Origin of the sequence: Flagellimonas aequoris (genome assembly GCF_003584165.1) — a bacterium.
Lineage (GTDB): Bacteria > Bacteroidota > Bacteroidia > Flavobacteriales > Flavobacteriaceae > Flagellimonas > Flagellimonas aequoris.
In genome coordinates, this window is sequence record NZ_QXFJ01000015.1 from 57,383 (window position 1) to 74,066 (window position 16,684).

A 16,684-nucleotide genomic window follows, 5' to 3' on the forward strand; every position below is an offset into this window, starting at 1 on the left:
TATATGAGCGAGGAACAACTACAAGGGACTGCCATGCCCGAACAAGACAGTGGCGACGAGGTAAAGAAGGATTTTAAGGGACTTTTGGGGAGTATAAGGAAGTTTCTTTCCGAACTTTTGGAAATACGTTCCAATACCGATGCCGTGGCCACCAAAGAGTCCATTATTGCGGACATCCCGTTTAAGGGCCACACCTCATGGATCCTTATTTGTTCCATTTTCATTGCCTCCATTGGTCTCAATGCGAACTCAACCGCAGTGGTTATCGGAGCCATGTTGATTTCACCCTTAATGGGTCCTATTTTGGGCATGGGGCTGTCTTTGGCCATCAACGATATTGATACCTTGAGAAGATCGCTCAAGAATTTCGGTGTTATGGTCGTTTTGAGTGTGATCACCGCTTTTTTGTTCTTTTATCTTTTCCCGTTGAGGGATGAATCCTCGGAATTGTTGGCACGGACCAAACCTGATATCCGCGATGTACTTATCGCATTTTTTGGTGGGTTGGCATTGGTTATTGCGCGAGCAAAAAAGGGAACCATTGCCAGTGTTATCTTTGGTGTGGCCATTGCCACGGCATTGATGCCACCACTCTGCACAGTCGGTTTTGGATTGGCTATTGGAAAACCTTGGTATGCGGCAGGTGCCATGTACCTATTCACCATCAACACCATATTTATTGGGCTGGCCACATTTTTGGTAATCAAGTTCTTGCGTTTTCCCATGGTGCGTTATGCCAACTCGCACAGGAGAAGGTTGATTGCCCGGATTGCTTCCATTACCGGTATTTTGGTTATGATACCAGCAGGATTTACATTTTACAAGGTGTTCCAGGAATCGCTCTTCAATAAACAGGCCCAGGAATTTTTAAAGGAAACCATAGAGATGTACCAATTTAATGGTGCGGGCAGGTATGTGGACAACCTGACCAAGATTGAATATAATGATGGCAAGACACCATTGATCGAGCTGGTATGTATGGGGGATGAACTGATTCCTGACAATGTGGTGAACACATGGAGGACCCAAAAAAATCAATATTCCCGATTGAAGGATGCCGATTTGCATATCATTCAGGGTGGTAAGGATGATTCGGAAGAAAAGTTCAATTATGTGAGCGAGCTTTATGAAAAGAACAAGGCTGAATTGCTCAACAAGGATGAACAGATCAAGATGCTGAAGGAGGAAGTGTCCCATCTATCAAAAAATGCCGAAAAGCAGATTCCGTTTAAGGAGATTAGTGCTGAGGCCAGGGCCAATTATGAAAATTTGGCAGAGATGGGATTTTCGTATCAAATCAGCACAGATTTTAAGAAACTGGACACGGTTCCCGTTTTCAGTATCAAATGGAAAGAGGGAATACGTTCCCCCCAAAAGGAGGCCGATGCCAAAAAAATGTTGGTCTGGTTAAAGTTGAGGCTTCAGGATTCCACCCTAGTGGTTAAAGAAGTAGAGTGATTTTGAAGTTGTCAGAAGTCTGAAATCTGAACTCTGATGTCTGAAGAAGCCTACAGGTTGCTTAGTTGCGCTCCTCAATATACATTTGGCGTACTTTTTTGAAAAGTTCCGAGGAGTAAACAAAATCCGTTACGGCTTGGTTGTCCGTTTTAAAGATTTCCTTATTGGTCCCTTCCCATTCCTTAAAACCATTTTTCAAAAAAATAATCTTTTCCCCGATTTCCATCACCGAGTTCATATCATGCGTGTTGATCACAGTGGTAATGTCGTATTCCTGGGTAATCTCGTGGATGAGGTTGTCAATCAAAATAGCGGTCTTGGGATCAAGTCCAGAGTTGGGCTCATCACAGAAAAGGTATTTGGGGTTCATCACAATGGCACGTGCAATGGCGACCCGTTTTTGCATTCCGCCGGAGATTTCTGCCGGAAATTTTTTATGGGCATCGATAAGGTTCACCCGTTTCAAAACAAAATCCACACGGTCCTGCATTTCGGATTTGGATTGGTTGGTGAACATGTCCAAGGGGAACATTACATTGCCTTCCACCGTCATGGAGTCAAAAAGTGCACTGCCCTGGAATACCATGCCCATTTCCTGCCTTAGGTTACGACGTTCCTTTATTGAAAGCTCGGAATAATATTGCCCATTGTAACAGATCTGGCCTTCATCCGGCTCGAATAATCCCAACAGGCATTTTAAAAAGACTGTTTTTCCAGAGCCACTTTGTCCGATAATCAGATTGGTCTTTCCTTTTTCAAAAGTGGTGGAAATACCTTTGAGCACATGATGGTCCCCGAATGATTTGTGTATGTTGTCTACTTCGATCATTAGCCCAATAGCATTTGCGTTAACACATAGTTCAAAATAATGATGACCACACTGGTCCAAACAAAAGAGGTGGTGCTGGCCTTGCCCACTTCCAATGCCCCACCTTTCATATAAAAGCCATGAAAGGAAGGAACGGTGGCGATCACGAAGGCAAATACTACGGATTTGATAAAGGCGTAGGTGACATGGAATGCATCAAAATCCATTTGAAGCCCTTTAATAAACTCGCCGCTGGGAGCGTAGCCTCCAAAAACAGCGGCCACCCATCCGCCCAAAATACCAACGAACATGGATACGGCTACGGCAAATGGATACATCATGGTCGCGATGATCTTGGGGAATACGAGATAGTTCAGGGAATTCACCCCCATGACCTCCAAGGCATCTATCTGTTCCGTGACCCGCATGGTGCCGATACTGGAGGTGATGTACGACCCCACTTTACCCGCCATGATGATAGAGGTAAAGGTCGGGGCAAATTCCAGGATCACCGATTGACGTGTGGCAAAACCGATAAGGCTTTTGGGTAAAAAGGGACTGTTCAGGTTAAGCGCGGTCTGTATGGTAACCACACCTCCGATAAAGAAGGATATGAATATGATGATGCCCATGGCCCCGAATATAAGCTCATCTATTTCCTTTAAGATCAGAGATCTCATGATGGGCCATTTGGTTGGTTTTTTAAATACTTCCCAGATCATGATGAAGTATTTTCCAATCGCTTCTAGGTATTTCATGCGTTTGTTATGGACTTGAGGTGATAAAAATAAGAATATTGTGGAGCATTTAACCTTCATTTAAATTTTTAAACACGATAAATGAATAGCTTTGTTGTTGTTTTACTAATTCCATTCCATGAAAAGGACCAACCTTATTTTATCGTTTCTATTATTATGTATGATCAGTCTGTCCTATGGACAGCGAAAGAAAAAGACAGTCGAAGAAGTCCAATCTGAACGTATTGCCCAATCACCCAAATTGGTAGTGGGAATCGTGATAGACCAAATGCGGTTCGATTATCTCACCCGATTTTGGGACCAATACGGGGAAGGTGGCTTTAAACGGATGGTGAATGAGGGGTTCAACTGTAAAAATAACCATTATAACTATGCGCCGACCAGCACAGGCCCCGGACATACCTCAGTATATACAGGTACTTTTCCGGCCATGCATGGAATCATTGGAAATGATTGGTATGACAAGGAATCCGGTAAAATGGTTTATTGTGCTGGGGATGATAGCGTTGCTTCTGTAGGTACCACTTCGGATGCAGGGAAAATGTCGCCCCATCGTATGTTGACCACTACCATAACCGATCAATTGCGTTTACATACGCAACAAATGGGTAAGGTCATAGGGATTGCCCTGAAAGATCGTGGTGCCATTTTGCCTGCAGGGCACTCTGCTAATGGGGCTTTCTGGTATGAGGGTGGTGAAACAGGAAACTGGATTACGAGCTCTTACTATATGGATGCCCTTCCACAATGGGTAGTCGACTTTAATGACTCCGATGCCGTGGAGGTGTATAAAAAATCTTGGACTACCCTTAAACCAATAGGAACTTATCTGGAAAGTGGGACGGATGCCAATACATATGAAGGTATGTTCAAAGGGGAAACCACTACGGCTTTTCCACATGACCTCCCAGCCATATGGGATGCCAATGGGCAGTTCAGTTTGTTGAGGAGCACGCCTTACGGAAATAGCATTACGGCCGATTTTGCCTTGGCCGCTTTGGAAGGAGAAGACTTGGGAACCGATGCCATAACCGATTTTCTGGCCATTAGTTTTTCCAGCACTGATTATGTCGGACACTTTTTTGGGGTGAATTCCAAGGAAATAGAGGATACGTACATTCGATTGGATCAGGACTTGGCCCGATTGTTTACTGCCTTGGATGCCAAGGTGGGAGCAGGGGAGTATACGGTTTTCTTGACCGCAGACCATGCGGCCATCAACGTTCCAGCATATCTACACGATCAAAAATTACCAGGAGGCTATCTCGACATGAAGGGTATGAAAGAGAAGTTTGATGAATTTCTGAAATATAAATATGGAACTACTGACGTGGTAAAAAACCAATCCAACTCCCAACTCTTTTTGGATCATAAAATTTTGGCCAACTTGGACATTGACTTGGATGATGCCCAGGAAGACATCGCCAAAGAACTTCTAAGTTATGAAGGCATTAGCCAAGTGTACACAGGACATCAAATGTGGGAGAACGACTATACCGAAGGCATTCCCTATATTCTGCAGAACGGATATAACCAAAAGCGTTCGGGGGATGTGTTGATTGTACCCAGTCCTGGTTATATCTCGTATAGCAGAACTGGTTCCACCCATGGATCTCCACAGATTTATGATACCCATGTGCCCCTCCTTCTTTTTGGGAAGGGTATTAAGCATGGTAGCACCGTGAACAGGACCGAGATTCCAGATATTGCGCCAACGATAGCATCTCTATTGGGTATTGCATTCCCAAGCGGTACCACAGGGAAACCTATTGGAGAGGTTTTGGATTTTAATTGACCAAACAGCTAGGTTGAATATTGAATTTATTGGCTTAACATTTCTGCGATCTTGGATGCAAAATTTGAAAAATCAGGGTCTCGTAAAATAAAGTTTTCGATTCCGATTTGTTTTGGTGCCATGGCAATAGTTTTTTTTATGGTGTCCATGGTTTCCTTCTCCAGACCCAGTCCTGCATAAACACAGGCCAGATTGTAGTAGCCCTGATAATTTGTTGGGTTTAAACGGATGGCTTCCAAAATAAATTCCAATGCCTCCTTATACTTTTTGGTGTGTATATAGGTACAAGCTTTTCCTTGATAAGCTTGGGCTTCCTTTGGGTCTAGCTCTATTGCCCTTTCGTAAAAGAGTAGGGCTTCATCATATTCCTTGAACATATCTGAAATAAAGCCGATATTGTAACACGAGTGATAGTCTTTGTCATTTAGTTCAAGTGCCAGATTAAAGTGATCATAAGCATCTTGGATGTGGTTGGTGTTCATCAAAGCAAAACCAAGTTCCCTGTTGATCAGCGAATAGAATTTATCATCAATGTCCAAACCTTGTACTTCATCGAATAATGAGTCGAGAAGGGTAAGGGCCTCTTGAAAACCATTCAGTCTGTTCAGGGTATAGGCAATGCCGTATTTAGGGTAAAGTTCGTTGGGCGCCGCTTTGTGGGCGTTTTCAAATTTTTCCTTGGCTTTTCCATACTCATCGAAAGAACATAGCAGGTTTCCCCAGTCGTGCCATGCATGAAAATAGGTAGGTTCCAACTGGGTGGCCATTTCATAGCATTCAATTGCTTCCTGTTTTTTATTAAATTGTTCGAGTAATACCCCCTTGTTGTAATATGCCCGATGCAATTCTGGCCCTTTTAAATTAATTGCCCGATCATATAGATCAAAAGCTTCATTGTAATTTCCTTGATGCTTATGGTGAATGGCATTAGAAATTAATTCGGAATCGTTTTCTTGCATTTTTTGAAAATTTGGCGACAAAATAGGACTTGTTGTACATCAACTCCATCAAGGATTGATGGATGGGGTATTTAAATTGATGGATCAAGACCCATCATATATCATCAAATGATAATGTTAAAAACCTCTTTTACCTTATTGATGTTCCGAATACCATTACCACGGTTGAACAAGCTGGTCAATAGATGGGGTTTGCTCTGAACTTCAATAAGACTTTGATTTTCATCTATCTCGGATATATGGATCACTATGGTTTCGCTGCACGATGCAAAGGAAGACTTCACTTTATATTTAAGACTGAGTTCTGACCCATGGTCCAATAATCGATACCACCCTTTAAAGGTGAGACCTTTGTCCAATCTGGCTAAGATTTCGCTGGCACTGAGTTCAATCTCAAATTTTGATGCCTCCTGAACGACTGGTTTCATGATGAGGTTTTGTTTTTTCTACCATTATCAATGATTTGTAGGAAAATCTGGCAACGTTTTAAAATACAGATTGTTTGCTCATTTCATCAGCACGATTGATGAAGGTCTATTCTGAATTGATGAATATTATTTTTGGATTGATGAATGGGAAATATGGTGTAGGATACATCAGAGTTTTGATACGATTCCCTCCCATCTATATTTTCGGATGAATCTCCCCTCTTGTTTGTTCACGTAATAAGGTTTTTGCCTTAGGAAAGCGTTCAGAAAACCAAAAATCATTTGAATATATAGTCTTGGACTTTTGGCTTGCCAAGCCATTTTTAGGGCAGCTATTTTGGCAAGGACAATTCCATACCGCATTTTATAAAGTGCTTCACCCTTTGCTTGATAGTTTTTGGAACTGTACCCATGTCCGGTAGGGCGAAGGTGCTTTACAAGGAGGTCCTGAACGGTTTGCGTTTCAAAATCATGGTATTTGGCCAATAACGTATCCACGGTATCCCAACCAATACCAGTTCGCAATCCACCAATTTTATGGAAACAGGCTTTGTGGTACAATTTTATAGGACCTCGGATATGGCCTTTGTCCGCAATGCTTTCATAAATCCAATCATTACCTTTTTTGATGTAGAGAAGTCCAGAGCACATTCCCAGCTTCCAGTTGGCCTGAAAATGATTGACTATGATTTCGAAATAATCGGGCGGTAAAATAATATCGGCATCGAACTTGCCGATAAGATCAAAATCAGAAGTTTGTGCCAGCCCAAAGTTAAAGGTGTCCACCACTTTTTTGCCGGGGATATGTTCATCCACTGATTTCCGTTGAAACACTTTGATCCATGGATGATTTTGAGCAAAACCTTGGGCGATTTCAAAAGTGGCATCAGAAGAATTGTCATCCACCACAATGACTTCGTTGGGTAGATAGGTTTGGGCTACAAAAGAATCCAAACAGTCTTTTAAATAGGCTGCTTCATTATGGGCCGGGATAACAATGCTGATTTGCATGGCTTAAAATTCCTAAAAACAATTTACAATTCCCAATAGGTTTTAACCGCTGATAGGAATTTAATGGGCTTGGTCATTCTGAAAGAGTGAAGTGATGGAAGAATCTTTGAAAATCCTTCATCGAAAGCTAGTGCACTTGAGATTTCTCGACTGCGCACGAAATGACAAACTAATCATTTCTTTCTGCGTAAACAATGTAATATCGATTAGTGAAGTACCGTAACAATGGTCGAATTCCAATTTTTTTGGCGGGATTGGTCCATTTGGCGGTATCCTTTATTGTCCATCCAGCTTTTTCCAACAACCAATCGAACTGCCAATCCTCAAATTCATGATAATGTCGGTCCCAAGGGTCGGTTTTGCTTCTATAAGCAGAAGAAAACCATAAACGCATGGGAATACTGGCCACCAATTTTTTGGCTTTCATCTCCTTCAGCACATTGAAAGGGGCCACCAAATGTTCAAAAATTTCGAAAGCTGTCACCACATCGGCATCGGATTGGACAACTGCTGCAAAGTCAATGTCCAAATCCTCACCTTTGGTGTTCTCGACCTTGTAGCCATTGGCTTTCATGATCTCTGAAAAGGGGTTCTCTACCCCAAGATCCAAAATGGATTCGGAGGTGGGGACGTGTTTTTGCAGAAACGCCAAGGTGTGCCTGTAGCGTTTGTTCGGAAAGTTGTTTTCGTACATCTAGTATCTATATACAATGGCATTGACGTTCATTCCGGCGCCAACGCTTGCAAAGATAACAACATCTCCCTTTTTTAGTTCATGTTCTGGAAGTTCCCCGTTCAAGACCTTGTCCAACAACGTGGGCACCGTGGCCACGGAGCTATTTCCCAATTCATGGATGCTCATCGGCATCACGTTTTCAGGGACTTCCTTACCATAAATTTTATAAAACCTTTTGATGATGGCCTCGTCCATTTTTTCATTGGCTTGGTGGATGAAGATTTTTTTTACTTCATCGATACTTACCCCGCTTTTATCCAAACAAGTGGCCATCGCCTTTGGAACATTGATACAGGCAAACTCATAGATTTTGCGCCCTTGCATTTTTATATAGCGGGTATCCTTGCAACCGCTGGAACTATTACTTTTGTCGAAATAGAGATAGTAAGCCTCTTCATTGGCAAAGGTCATGGAGGCATGGGAAAGGATTTCACCCGAAGCAGGATTGGCCTCTAGAACAGCTGCCCCTGCACCATCGGAAAAGATCATACTGTCGCGATCGTGTGGATCTATGATCCTTGAAAGGGTTTCCCCACCAATGACCAAACATTTTTGGGCCATGCCACTTTTCATAAAGGCCGTGGCTTGGATGACACCCTCTATCCAACCTGGGCATCCAAAAATCACATCATAGGCCACACAATTTGGATTTTTTATTTTTAGCAAATGCTTTACCCGTGTTGCCAAACTGGGCAGGGTGTCCCCTTGGATTTTCCCTGGGGTGAGATCACCAAAATTATGGGCAAAAATGATATAATCCAGTTCTTCCCTATCAATACCAGCATTGGCAATGGCCTTTTCGGCGGCCAGATATCCCAAATCAGATGTTTTTAGTTCCGGTTCGGCATAGCGCCGTTCGGCAATTCCCGTGATAGCCTTGAATTTTTCAATGATGACCGTGTTCTCCTGTCCAAAAGAAGAGCCATCGGTTTCCATAAACCGATGTTCAAGAAAAGCATCATTTTTAGTGACGATGGTTGGGATGTAACTTCCAATGCCTGTAATGCCAATTTTCATATTGAGGTTTTTAAAATTGATTTAAGATAGCAACTTTTTCATTTAGTTATTATGCATGCATAATAAATGCTACAATGTCCAAAACACGGTTTCCAAATATTTGAAAAAAGAAAAAGCCTTGATGGAAAATCCCAACCAAGGCTTTTTATCAATATTTATAGAGGTTTTTAGGCTTCCATATACTCTTCGATAGGGGTACAAGTACAGATCAAATTACGATCCCCAAATGCCTCATCGGTTCTTCTAATGCTGGGCCAAAATTTATTTTCGGCCACAAAAGGCAACGGGAAGGCAGCTTTTTGTCTGCTGTATGCATGGTCCCAAGTATCACTGGTGATCATACCCAATGTATGTGGAGCATTTTTGAGCACGTTGTCCGTTTCTTCGGCACTGGCTTCATCAATCTCACTTCGGATGGAAATCATGGCATCACAGAACCTGTCCAATTCGGCAAGGCTCTCACTTTCCGTGGGTTCGATCATCAAAGTACCGGCAACCGGGAAGGAGACCGTTGGCGCATGGAAACCATAGTCCATCAATCGTTTGGCAATGTCCGTGACCTCAATTCCATTGGCCTTGAAAGGACGGCAATCAATGATCATTTCGTGTGCGGCCCGACCTCTTTCACCGGCATAGAGTACATCAAATTTTCCTTTCAACCGGTCCTTGATGTAGTTGGCGTTCAAGATGGCCGCTTTGGTAGCATTGGTGAGTCCTTCGGCTCCCAACATCTTGATATATCCATAGGAAATCAAACAGACCAAGGCACTGCCCCAAGGAGCAGCGGAAATAGCTGTAATGGCCTCTTCTCCTCCTGTTTTTACCACTGGATTGGAGGGTAGGAACGGTTTTAGTTGTTCCGCCACACAAATAGGCCCAACACCTGGTCCACCACCCCCGTGTGGTATGGCGAAGGTTTTGTGAAGGTTCAAGTGGCATACGTCGGCACCAATGGTCGCAGGGTTGGTCAACCCGACCTGGGCATTCATATTAGCCCCGTCCATGTATACTTGTCCACCGTTGTCATGGATCAATTTGGTGATTTTTTTAATGGATGACTCAAATACTCCGTGGGTGGAAGGGTAGGTCACCATCAAAGCTGCTAAATTTTCGGAATGCTGCTTGGCTTTTTCTTCCAAATCGGCCATATCAATGTTTCCTTTTTCATCGGTCTTGGTCACCACCACTTTCATGCCCGCCATTACTGCGGAAGCTGGATTGGTTCCGTGTGCCGAGGCAGGAATTAGGCAGATATCACGATGTCCCTCACCACGGGATTCGTGATAGGCACGGATGACCATCAATCCGGCATATTCCCCTTGTGCCCCAGAGTTGGGTTGCAACGAAGTGGCGGAAAAACCGGTGATCACATTCAAATACGATTCCAAGGACTTCAACACTTCTTGGTAGCCCTCAGCTTGTTCCAAAGGAACAAAAGGGTGGATATTGCCCCAATGGGGCCAACTCAACGGAAGCATTTCCGAGGCGGCATTCAATTTCATGGTACAGCTTCCCAAAGAGATCATGGAATGGTTCAGTGCCAAATCCTTGCGCTCCAATTTTTTGATGTAACGCATCAATTCGGTTTCGGAATGGTAGGAGTTGAACACGTCATGCTGCAAAAAGGCAGTGTTGCGTTGTAGGGATGCAGGAATCACCTCTTTGATTCCACTTTCGAACGAAAACTCCTTTTTATCCTCTTGGGAAACAATAAAACAGGAAAGCAATAACTTCAAATCCTCTTCGGAAGTAGCTTCGTTCAATGAAATGGAAACGGTTTCCTGATCAATATAATTCAGGTTGATGCCACGGGTCTCGCAAACCTCCTTTAATTTTCCAATGCTGGAAAATTTCACCTTGATGGTGTCAAAGAAGCTTGTGTTCAATTGTTCAAGTTCTATGGCTTCGAGGCCTTTCGCCAATAGTTTGGTAAGGGTATGCACCTTGTTGGCTATGTATTTTAATCCATTTGGGCCATGATACACGGCATACATCCCCGCCATTACGGCCAATAAAACCTGGGCAGTACAAATGTTGGATGTGGCCTTGTCCCTTTTAATATGCTGTTCCCTGGTCTGGAGTGCCATTCGCAGGGCACGGTTGCCATCGGTGTCTTTGGTCACCCCAATGATTCTTCCGGGCAAACTTCTTTTATATTCTTCCTTGGTGGCAAAAAAGGCCGCATGAGGTCCACCGTATCCCAAAGGGATACCAAATCGTTGGGTGGTACCCACTACAACATCAACACCCCATTCACCGGGAGCTTTCAGCAGAACCAAGCTTAGGATATCCGCAGCAACGGCTACCTTGATTTCTTTTTCTTTGGCCTTCTCCACAAACCCGGCATAGTCATGGATTTGACCGTGTTTTCCGGGGTATTGCAACAAAGCGCCATAGAATTCAGAAGCGAAATCGAAAGTTTCGTGATTGCCAACTACCAACTCTATTCCTAAAGGAATAGCCCTTGTTTTAAGGAGGTCCAATGTTTGAGGCAATACTTCCTCCGAAACAAAAAACTTAGAGGCACCATCCTTTTTCTGTTGTCTTCCACGAACATCGTACAACATGGTCATGGCCTCGGCCGCGGCCGTACTTTCATCCAAAAGGGATGCATTGGCAATTTCCATTCCGGTCAAGTCGGTGATCATGGTCTGGAAGTTCAAAAGGGCTTCCAAACGACCTTGGGCGATCTCTGCTTGATAGGGTGTATAGGCAGTATACCATCCAGGGTTCTCCAAGATGTTCCTTTTGATAACGGACGGGGTCAAGGTTTCATGATACCCCAATCCGATATAGGTTTTGAAAATCTTATTTTTTTGGGCCAATTCCTGAAGATGGCTCAGAAACTCGTGCTCACTGATTCCAGCAGGAAGGTCTAATGGTTGTTTGAGTTTGATGTCATCCGGGATGGTCTCGTAGATGAGTTGTTCCACATTTTCAACCCCAATAGTTTTGAGCATGTGGGGCATGTCTTTTTCTGTAATGCCTATGTGTCTGGCGGCAAAAACCTCTGTGTTCATGTTCAATCCAATAAAGTGCACAAAATTAGGGATTAATTCAATGAAAAAGGGCAATTTTGATGGTCGGGGATGCAAAGTTGTTAACCACAAATTAACCTTTTACTTTCTCCCGCCGTTTTGTTCTTATGCGCACGTTGAAATCCATATTCGATTTTTATTTGGATGCGAGTATCCATGTGGCCTTGGCGGTCATAGCGATGGCTGGTGTCACCTTTCACCTGTTCGGTACTTTTTCGGATATTGATCTATTGGGCTTTATTTTTTTCAGTGTGATCGTATGCTACAATTTTATCAAGTATGGTGTGGAAGCCTATAAATATTTGATTGTTTCCAATGCGTACCATAAAAGCATCCAAATATTCAGCTTTTTGTCCTTCGGATTCGCCCTTTACTTCTTTTTTCAATTGGATGTGGAGATTTGGTGGGGAACCATTGCCCTGGGCTTATTGTCGGCTCTCTATGCCGTACCTCTTTTACCACGAGCCAAGAACCTCAGGAATTTGGCCGGGCTTAAAATTTATATCGTTGCCTTTGTTTGGGCAGGGTTTACGGTGCTGTTTCCGGTTCTGGATGCCCAAATGCCATTGGATTGGGATTTTTGGATAAACTTTTCACAGCGGTTCCTTTTGGTATTGATATTGATCCTTCCGTTTGAAATCAGGGATTTGCAGTGGGACGACAAGTCCTTAAGAACGTTGCCTCAGGTATTGGGTGTACGGAACACCAAAAAAGTGGGGATTGCCATGACCGTCATTTTCTTTCTCCTCACTTTTTTGAAAGATTCCATCCATCCCATGGAAATTGGTATGAGGTTGGTCCTTGCCATCGTTTTGGTGTTGGTACTGATGTCCGACAAAAGAATGAGGTCACCCTACTTTGTATCCTTTTGGGTGGAAGCGATTCCTATTTTTTGGTTTTTGTTGTTCTGGGGAGTGGAGAAAATCTTCTAGAATTTTTTTTCAAGGTCACGCTTCATACGTTCCTTGTCATCTTTGGAAAGCATGGTAAGCCCCGCCCGATCGCACATGGAGGTAAGCTCACTGTTCTTTTTGGAATACTGTTTACAGGCCTTGCAGTACAATAGGTGAATACGAAGTTTGACAATATCCCAAAAGCTTGCCTCTTTGTATTGTGATTTGTTACAGATATTTGATGCCTCCTGACATGTAATCTTCATAGCTAAAACCAATTATCGTTTAAACAACCCATTAATGCTGTTCGGGCCCTATGGATCATCACCCAAAGATTGGACGGATTAATGTCCAGTTCATTACAGATGTCCTCCGTGCTCATGCCCTGTATGGTCTTCATTTTAAAGACGACGGCTTGTTTCTGGGGCAGTTTGGAAATGCAATCCTGAATGGCGAGCCCCAGTTCCTCGTTTTCCATGATATTGTCACCGTCCTTGCTGAATGGGTCGGCCACTTGTTGTTCCAACCAATCCCCTTCGGCATCGGAATCCGAACTGTAATTGATGCGCACTTCGGCCTTTCCTTTTTTAGAGTTGATCTTTCTGTAATGATCGATGACCTTTCTCTTTAAGATGGAAATCAACCAGGTACGCTCCGCGGCATCCCCTTTGAAGTTTTTGGCGGAATTCAGTCCTGCATAAAAAGTTTCCTGGACCAGGTCTTTGGCCAAATCGGTATCGCTTACCCTAGCAACCGCATAGTTGAACAGGTAATCTGCATAGAGGTCTACCCAGTTTTCAGGATGAAGTTCTTGTGCGGCCATAGTTGTTTAGATGTGCCAAAATTAATTTTTTTTGGAACAAATTACCTTTTTTGTCGGTTTCTTTGGTAAAAACCTATTAGACGTGGAATGAATGCCAGACTAACAATATAAAGGTTTTTATGGCCATAATAATCTGGGATCGTGCTTTTTTGAGAAAAAACTGCCTAGATATATTGAAATGGAGAGTTGTCTTTTACCCTGTTTATGATATTTGAAGTAGAATATCCTTAATATCCTCCGATTTAAGGGGTTTTACCAGATAATCTGAAATGGCGTCGATTCTTCGGGCCCTTTTCATGTCCATGGGGTCTATGGAGGAGGAAACCAAATACACTTTAATTTCCTTGTCCAACCCAGGAAGCAAATCAACAAACTCATCCATAAACTGAAATCCATCCATAACCGGCATATTGATATCCAAAAAAATGATGTCGGGAAGTGCTTCCAATTGTTCTTTGTTGGCTGTTATGTGTTCTAGGGCTTCGGCCCCATCAGAAAAAGTACTTATCGATTTTACGGAAGGAATACTTTTTAAAGTTACTTTCAGGGTAAATTGGTAGATATCGTCATCATCCACGACAAAGACATTAAGGGAGTTCATAGTCAGTTATTTAGGTTTATAAAAAAGGATGTTCCAACGCCCTCTTCACTTTCGGCCCAGATACTGCCACCCATTGCATCCACTTGGGCCTTCGTCAAAAATAGTCCAACGCCCTTGGCATCCTTGTGTCGGTGGAACACTTTGTTGAAACCGAAAAGTTTGTGTCCATTTTTCTTCAAGTTGATTCCAAGTCCATTGTCCCTGAATTCAAGTTTTGTTTTTCCATTCTCAACTTTGGAATGGATGAAAATTTCGGGTGTTCTGTTTTCAGAGCTATACTTCAAGGAGTTACTTACCATATTCAGGAAAATACTCTCCAAATAGACTTTATTGTACATAGCAAATGGAGCGTCGGTAAAATCGGAGGTTATGTTTGCTCCCGATTTTAAGATTTGGGCCGCCAACATTTCTTTCGTCTTTGATAGGATATCCTCAAAGGAAATTTTTTCCACTGGGATTTGTTCGGCATTTTTTATCATCAATGATTCCACCAAGGTGTCCAACGTCCATGTGAGATGATGGGTGACGGTCTCGATTTTTTCGATGAGTTCCTCCTTCATCTCTGCATCGTCTTCGGTCTTGTAAAGGCTTAACAGGGTACTCAGGTTGCTCACTGGGGACCTTAAATTGTGTGAGGTGATATGGTTGAACTCTGCGAGCTGTCGGTTTTGGGCCTTTAGTCTTTTTGCGGATTCTTTTAGACTCTTATTGGTTTCCATAATTCTGTGCGCTGCTTGTTTTAGGGTGGTTATGTCCCTGATAGCTATGGAAACAAGTAGGCCTTCGGGTGTTTCAAGAGGGCTCAGGGTAACTTGAACCGGAATTTGGAAACCAGATTTGTTATGTACGAAGAAATCCAAGTTGTCTGGAAGTCCGGTATGTTTGGGATCTTTAAAAAAAGCAATTGCGTAAAATTCCATGGTATCCCATAGCCGTTCTGGAACAAGCATGGACACATGTTTCTCTTTTAGTTCGGAAGATGTGTATCCAAACATTTTTTCGGCTTGTTTGTTGATCAAATGGATGGTGCCTTTTTGATCAACGATTACCATGGAGTCCGGAGCGGAATCCAAAAGTCCCCGGAATTTGATTTCAGACATACGCTGTTCCGTAATGTCCTGGGTAATGCCTACCATTTTAATCACATTACCGGAACCATCCATGATCAGTTCACCAAAAAGCTCAACGGTTCTGATGGTGCCATTTTTGTGAACTATTCGGTGCATGAACTTCCTGAACCGTTTTTCGGATATGAATTCCTCTGCATTGGCACGAAAGTCATCCCTGTCATCTGGGTGAATTGCTGCAACGACATTTTCAAAACCTAACGGGGATCCAATTTCAAGGCCAAAGATCCGATACATAGTGTCGGACCATATAAGGTGGTCGTTCAAAATGTCCCATTCCCAATAGCCAATTTGGGCCATTTCCTCCGCAAATGTCAATTGTTGGTTTTTCTGGACCAGTTCTTGCTCTTTGTTGACTTGCTCGGATATATCTTGGCATGTGCCAAACATTTCCACAGTTTTTCCGAGATCGGTTTTGACAATGCCCATGGACTTGATGATTTTTATGGTACCGTCCCTATGCTGAATACGATATATGAGATCATCGTAGGTCCCGGTTTCCAAAGCCTTCAATATTTTTTGCTCCACAAGGTTCCTGTCGTCCTGATGAATATAGTTCAAATAGACTTCATAGGAAATGGGCTCATTTTTGGAATGACCGTAGATTTCATAAAGATTTTCGGACCAAGTCAGTTCCCCGGTAACGGTACTCCAGTTCCAATTTCCAATTTTGGCCATTTTTTCAGCATTGTTGAGCTGTTGGTTTTTCTTGGCCAGTTCAAATTCTGCTTTTTTACGATCCGATATGTCTACAAGGATGCCCACTATTTTAACACACGTTCCATCTTCAAATTCGGGATAACCAATTTTACGTACGAAGCGTTGATTTCCCTTGGCGGTGACCATTTCCACATCAAAATCATGCGGTTCCCCTTTATGAATGGCATTTTCCAGTGCCTGCTCAGCCTTTTTTCTACAATCCCCTTCTTTGTAGAAATGTAATCCTGATTCAAATGTGGGTTCAAAATCGTTAGGGACTTCTACAATTTTCTTTATCGTATCATTCCAATATAATTCTTGGTTGACAATGTCAAATTCATACACGCCTATCTGTGCGGCATTGGCCGTATGGTTCAGTATTTGCTTGATTTTGATATCCTCAATGTCCTTATGTTTCATTTCAAGAAGAATTGACTGATTAGATTTGTGGGATAATCAGGTTGGGTCAGAAACCGGTTGGCTTCCAATTTCCTAAAAAAACTTAAAACTAAGATAGAAAAGATAGCAAATAT

The 16,684-nt window shown here is 42.9% G+C and carries 15 protein-coding genes; 3 read left to right on the top strand and 12 right to left on the bottom strand.

Annotated elements, in window-relative coordinates:
* The first annotated feature begins 3 nt into the window (after nucleotides 1–3).
* Complete coding sequence (locus tag D2U88_RS05845; RefSeq protein ID WP_235855732.1) at nucleotides 4–1,458, top strand: DUF389 domain-containing protein; 1,455 nt, start codon at nucleotides 4–6, stop codon at nucleotides 1,456–1,458.
* 61 nt (nucleotides 1,459–1,519) lie between these two features.
* Here the strand turns inward: D2U88_RS05845 and D2U88_RS05850 are convergent, their stop codons facing one another.
* Both D2U88_RS05850 and D2U88_RS05855 read right to left on the bottom strand, forming a co-directional pair.
* Nucleotides 1,520–2,287, bottom strand: a complete 768-nt coding sequence (locus tag D2U88_RS05850) for an ABC transporter ATP-binding protein (RefSeq protein WP_119639366.1) — start codon at nucleotides 2,285–2,287, stop codon at nucleotides 1,520–1,522.
* On the bottom strand, nucleotides 2,287–3,024 hold the full coding sequence (locus tag D2U88_RS05855) for an MlaE family ABC transporter permease (RefSeq protein WP_119639367.1): 738 nt from the start codon (nucleotides 3,022–3,024) through the stop codon (nucleotides 2,287–2,289). The genes D2U88_RS05850 and D2U88_RS05855 overlap by 1 nt, the downstream gene beginning before the upstream one ends.
* A gap of 118 nt (nucleotides 3,025–3,142) precedes the next feature.
* Here D2U88_RS05855 and pafA point away from each other — a divergent pair, with 118 nt between their 5' ends.
* The gene (gene pafA / locus D2U88_RS05860; protein WP_119639368.1) at nucleotides 3,143–4,819 is read left to right on the top strand and encodes an alkaline phosphatase PafA; all 1,677 of its coding nucleotides are present in this window, start codon (nucleotides 3,143–3,145) and stop codon (nucleotides 4,817–4,819) included.
* A 26-nt stretch (nucleotides 4,820–4,845) separates the two neighbouring features.
* On the opposite strand, the gene D2U88_RS05865 is transcribed toward pafA, so the two are convergent.
* The 6 genes from D2U88_RS05865 to gcvP form a co-directional block, all read right to left on the bottom strand.
* Nucleotides 4,846–5,778, bottom strand: coding sequence for a tetratricopeptide repeat protein (locus D2U88_RS05865; protein ID WP_119639369.1), 933 nt, complete (start codon nucleotides 5,776–5,778; stop codon nucleotides 4,846–4,848).
* Between the two features lie 104 nt (nucleotides 5,779–5,882).
* Nucleotides 5,883–6,206 (bottom strand): hypothetical protein, encoded by a 324-nt coding sequence (locus tag D2U88_RS05870; protein ID WP_119639370.1) that lies wholly within the window; start codon nucleotides 6,204–6,206, stop codon nucleotides 5,883–5,885.
* A gap of 168 nt (nucleotides 6,207–6,374) precedes the next feature.
* Entirely contained in the window at nucleotides 6,375–7,217 is an 843-nt protein-coding gene (locus D2U88_RS05875) for a glycosyltransferase family 2 protein (RefSeq protein ID WP_119639371.1), read from the bottom strand.
* 169 nt (nucleotides 7,218–7,386) lie between these two features.
* A complete protein-coding gene (locus D2U88_RS05880) occupies nucleotides 7,387–7,911 on the bottom strand; it encodes a class I SAM-dependent methyltransferase (protein ID WP_119639372.1) in 525 nt (174 codons plus the stop codon).
* Nucleotides 7,912–8,970, bottom strand: a complete 1,059-nt coding sequence (locus D2U88_RS05885; protein WP_119639373.1) for a 3-oxoacyl-ACP synthase III family protein — start codon at nucleotides 8,968–8,970, stop codon at nucleotides 7,912–7,914.
* Nucleotides 8,971–9,137: 167 nt separating this feature from the next.
* Nucleotides 9,138–11,990, bottom strand: a complete 2,853-nt coding sequence (gene gcvP / locus D2U88_RS05890; protein WP_119639650.1) for an aminomethyl-transferring glycine dehydrogenase — start codon at nucleotides 11,988–11,990, stop codon at nucleotides 9,138–9,140.
* Between the two features lie 125 nt (nucleotides 11,991–12,115).
* Between gcvP and D2U88_RS05895 the strand changes: the two genes are divergently transcribed.
* Nucleotides 12,116–12,940: a UbiA prenyltransferase family protein gene (locus D2U88_RS05895; RefSeq protein ID WP_119639374.1), complete on the top strand. Its 825-nt coding sequence runs from the start codon at nucleotides 12,116–12,118 to the stop codon at nucleotides 12,938–12,940.
* Here the strand turns inward: D2U88_RS05895 and D2U88_RS05900 are convergent.
* The 4 genes from D2U88_RS05900 to D2U88_RS05915 all read right to left on the bottom strand — a co-directional run bounded on the left by D2U88_RS05900 (nucleotide 12,937) and on the right by D2U88_RS05915 (nucleotide 16,571).
* Nucleotides 12,937–13,167: a hypothetical protein gene (locus tag D2U88_RS05900; protein ID WP_119639375.1), complete on the bottom strand. Its 231-nt coding sequence runs from the start codon at nucleotides 13,165–13,167 to the stop codon at nucleotides 12,937–12,939. The genes D2U88_RS05895 and D2U88_RS05900 overlap by 4 nt on opposite strands.
* A gap of 2 nt (nucleotides 13,168–13,169) precedes the next feature.
* Nucleotides 13,170–13,724 (bottom strand): sigma-70 family RNA polymerase sigma factor, encoded by a 555-nt coding sequence (locus tag D2U88_RS05905; RefSeq protein ID WP_119639376.1) that lies wholly within the window; start codon nucleotides 13,722–13,724, stop codon nucleotides 13,170–13,172.
* Between the two features lie 202 nt (nucleotides 13,725–13,926).
* On the bottom strand, nucleotides 13,927–14,325 hold the full coding sequence (locus D2U88_RS05910; protein ID WP_119639377.1) for a response regulator: 399 nt from the start codon (nucleotides 14,323–14,325) through the stop codon (nucleotides 13,927–13,929).
* Nucleotides 14,326–14,327: 2 nt separating this feature from the next.
* Entirely contained in the window at nucleotides 14,328–16,571 is a 2,244-nt protein-coding gene (locus D2U88_RS05915) for a PAS domain-containing sensor histidine kinase (RefSeq protein ID WP_119639378.1), read from the bottom strand.
* Between the last annotated feature and the right edge of the window lie 113 nt (nucleotides 16,572–16,684).

Bases quoted from the DNA above. Each gene is read 5' to 3' on its own strand.
- D2U88_RS05845 (WP_235855732.1), top strand. From the start codon at position 4: ATGAGCGAGGAACAACTACAAGGGACTGCCATGCCCGAACAAGACAGT.
- D2U88_RS05850 (WP_119639366.1), bottom strand. From the start codon at position 2,287: ATGATCGAAGTAGACAACATACACAAATCATTCGGGGACCATCATGTG.
- D2U88_RS05855 (WP_119639367.1), bottom strand. From the start codon at position 3,024: ATGAAATACCTAGAAGCGATTGGAAAATACTTCATCATGATCTGGGAA.
- pafA (WP_119639368.1), top strand. From the start codon at position 3,143: ATGAAAAGGACCAACCTTATTTTATCGTTTCTATTATTATGTATGATC.
- D2U88_RS05865 (WP_119639369.1), bottom strand. From the start codon at position 5,778: ATGCAAGAAAACGATTCCGAATTAATTTCTAATGCCATTCACCATAAG.
- D2U88_RS05870 (WP_119639370.1), bottom strand. From the start codon at position 6,206: ATGAAACCAGTCGTTCAGGAGGCATCAAAATTTGAGATTGAACTCAGT.
- D2U88_RS05875 (WP_119639371.1), bottom strand. From the start codon at position 7,217: ATGCAAATCAGCATTGTTATCCCGGCCCATAATGAAGCAGCCTATTTA.
- D2U88_RS05880 (WP_119639372.1), bottom strand. From the start codon at position 7,911: ATGTACGAAAACAACTTTCCGAACAAACGCTACAGGCACACCTTGGCG.
- D2U88_RS05885 (WP_119639373.1), bottom strand. From the start codon at position 8,970: ATGAAAATTGGCATTACAGGCATTGGAAGTTACATCCCAACCATCGTC.
- gcvP (WP_119639650.1), bottom strand. From the start codon at position 11,990: ATGAACACAGAGGTTTTTGCCGCCAGACACATAGGCATTACAGAAAAA.
- D2U88_RS05895 (WP_119639374.1), top strand. From the start codon at position 12,116: ATGCGCACGTTGAAATCCATATTCGATTTTTATTTGGATGCGAGTATC.
- D2U88_RS05900 (WP_119639375.1), bottom strand. From the start codon at position 13,167: ATGAAGATTACATGTCAGGAGGCATCAAATATCTGTAACAAATCACAA.
- D2U88_RS05905 (WP_119639376.1), bottom strand. From the start codon at position 13,724: ATGGCCGCACAAGAACTTCATCCTGAAAACTGGGTAGACCTCTATGCA.
- D2U88_RS05910 (WP_119639377.1), bottom strand. From the start codon at position 14,325: ATGAACTCCCTTAATGTCTTTGTCGTGGATGATGACGATATCTACCAA.
- D2U88_RS05915 (WP_119639378.1), bottom strand. From the start codon at position 16,571: ATGAAACATAAGGACATTGAGGATATCAAAATCAAGCAAATACTGAAC.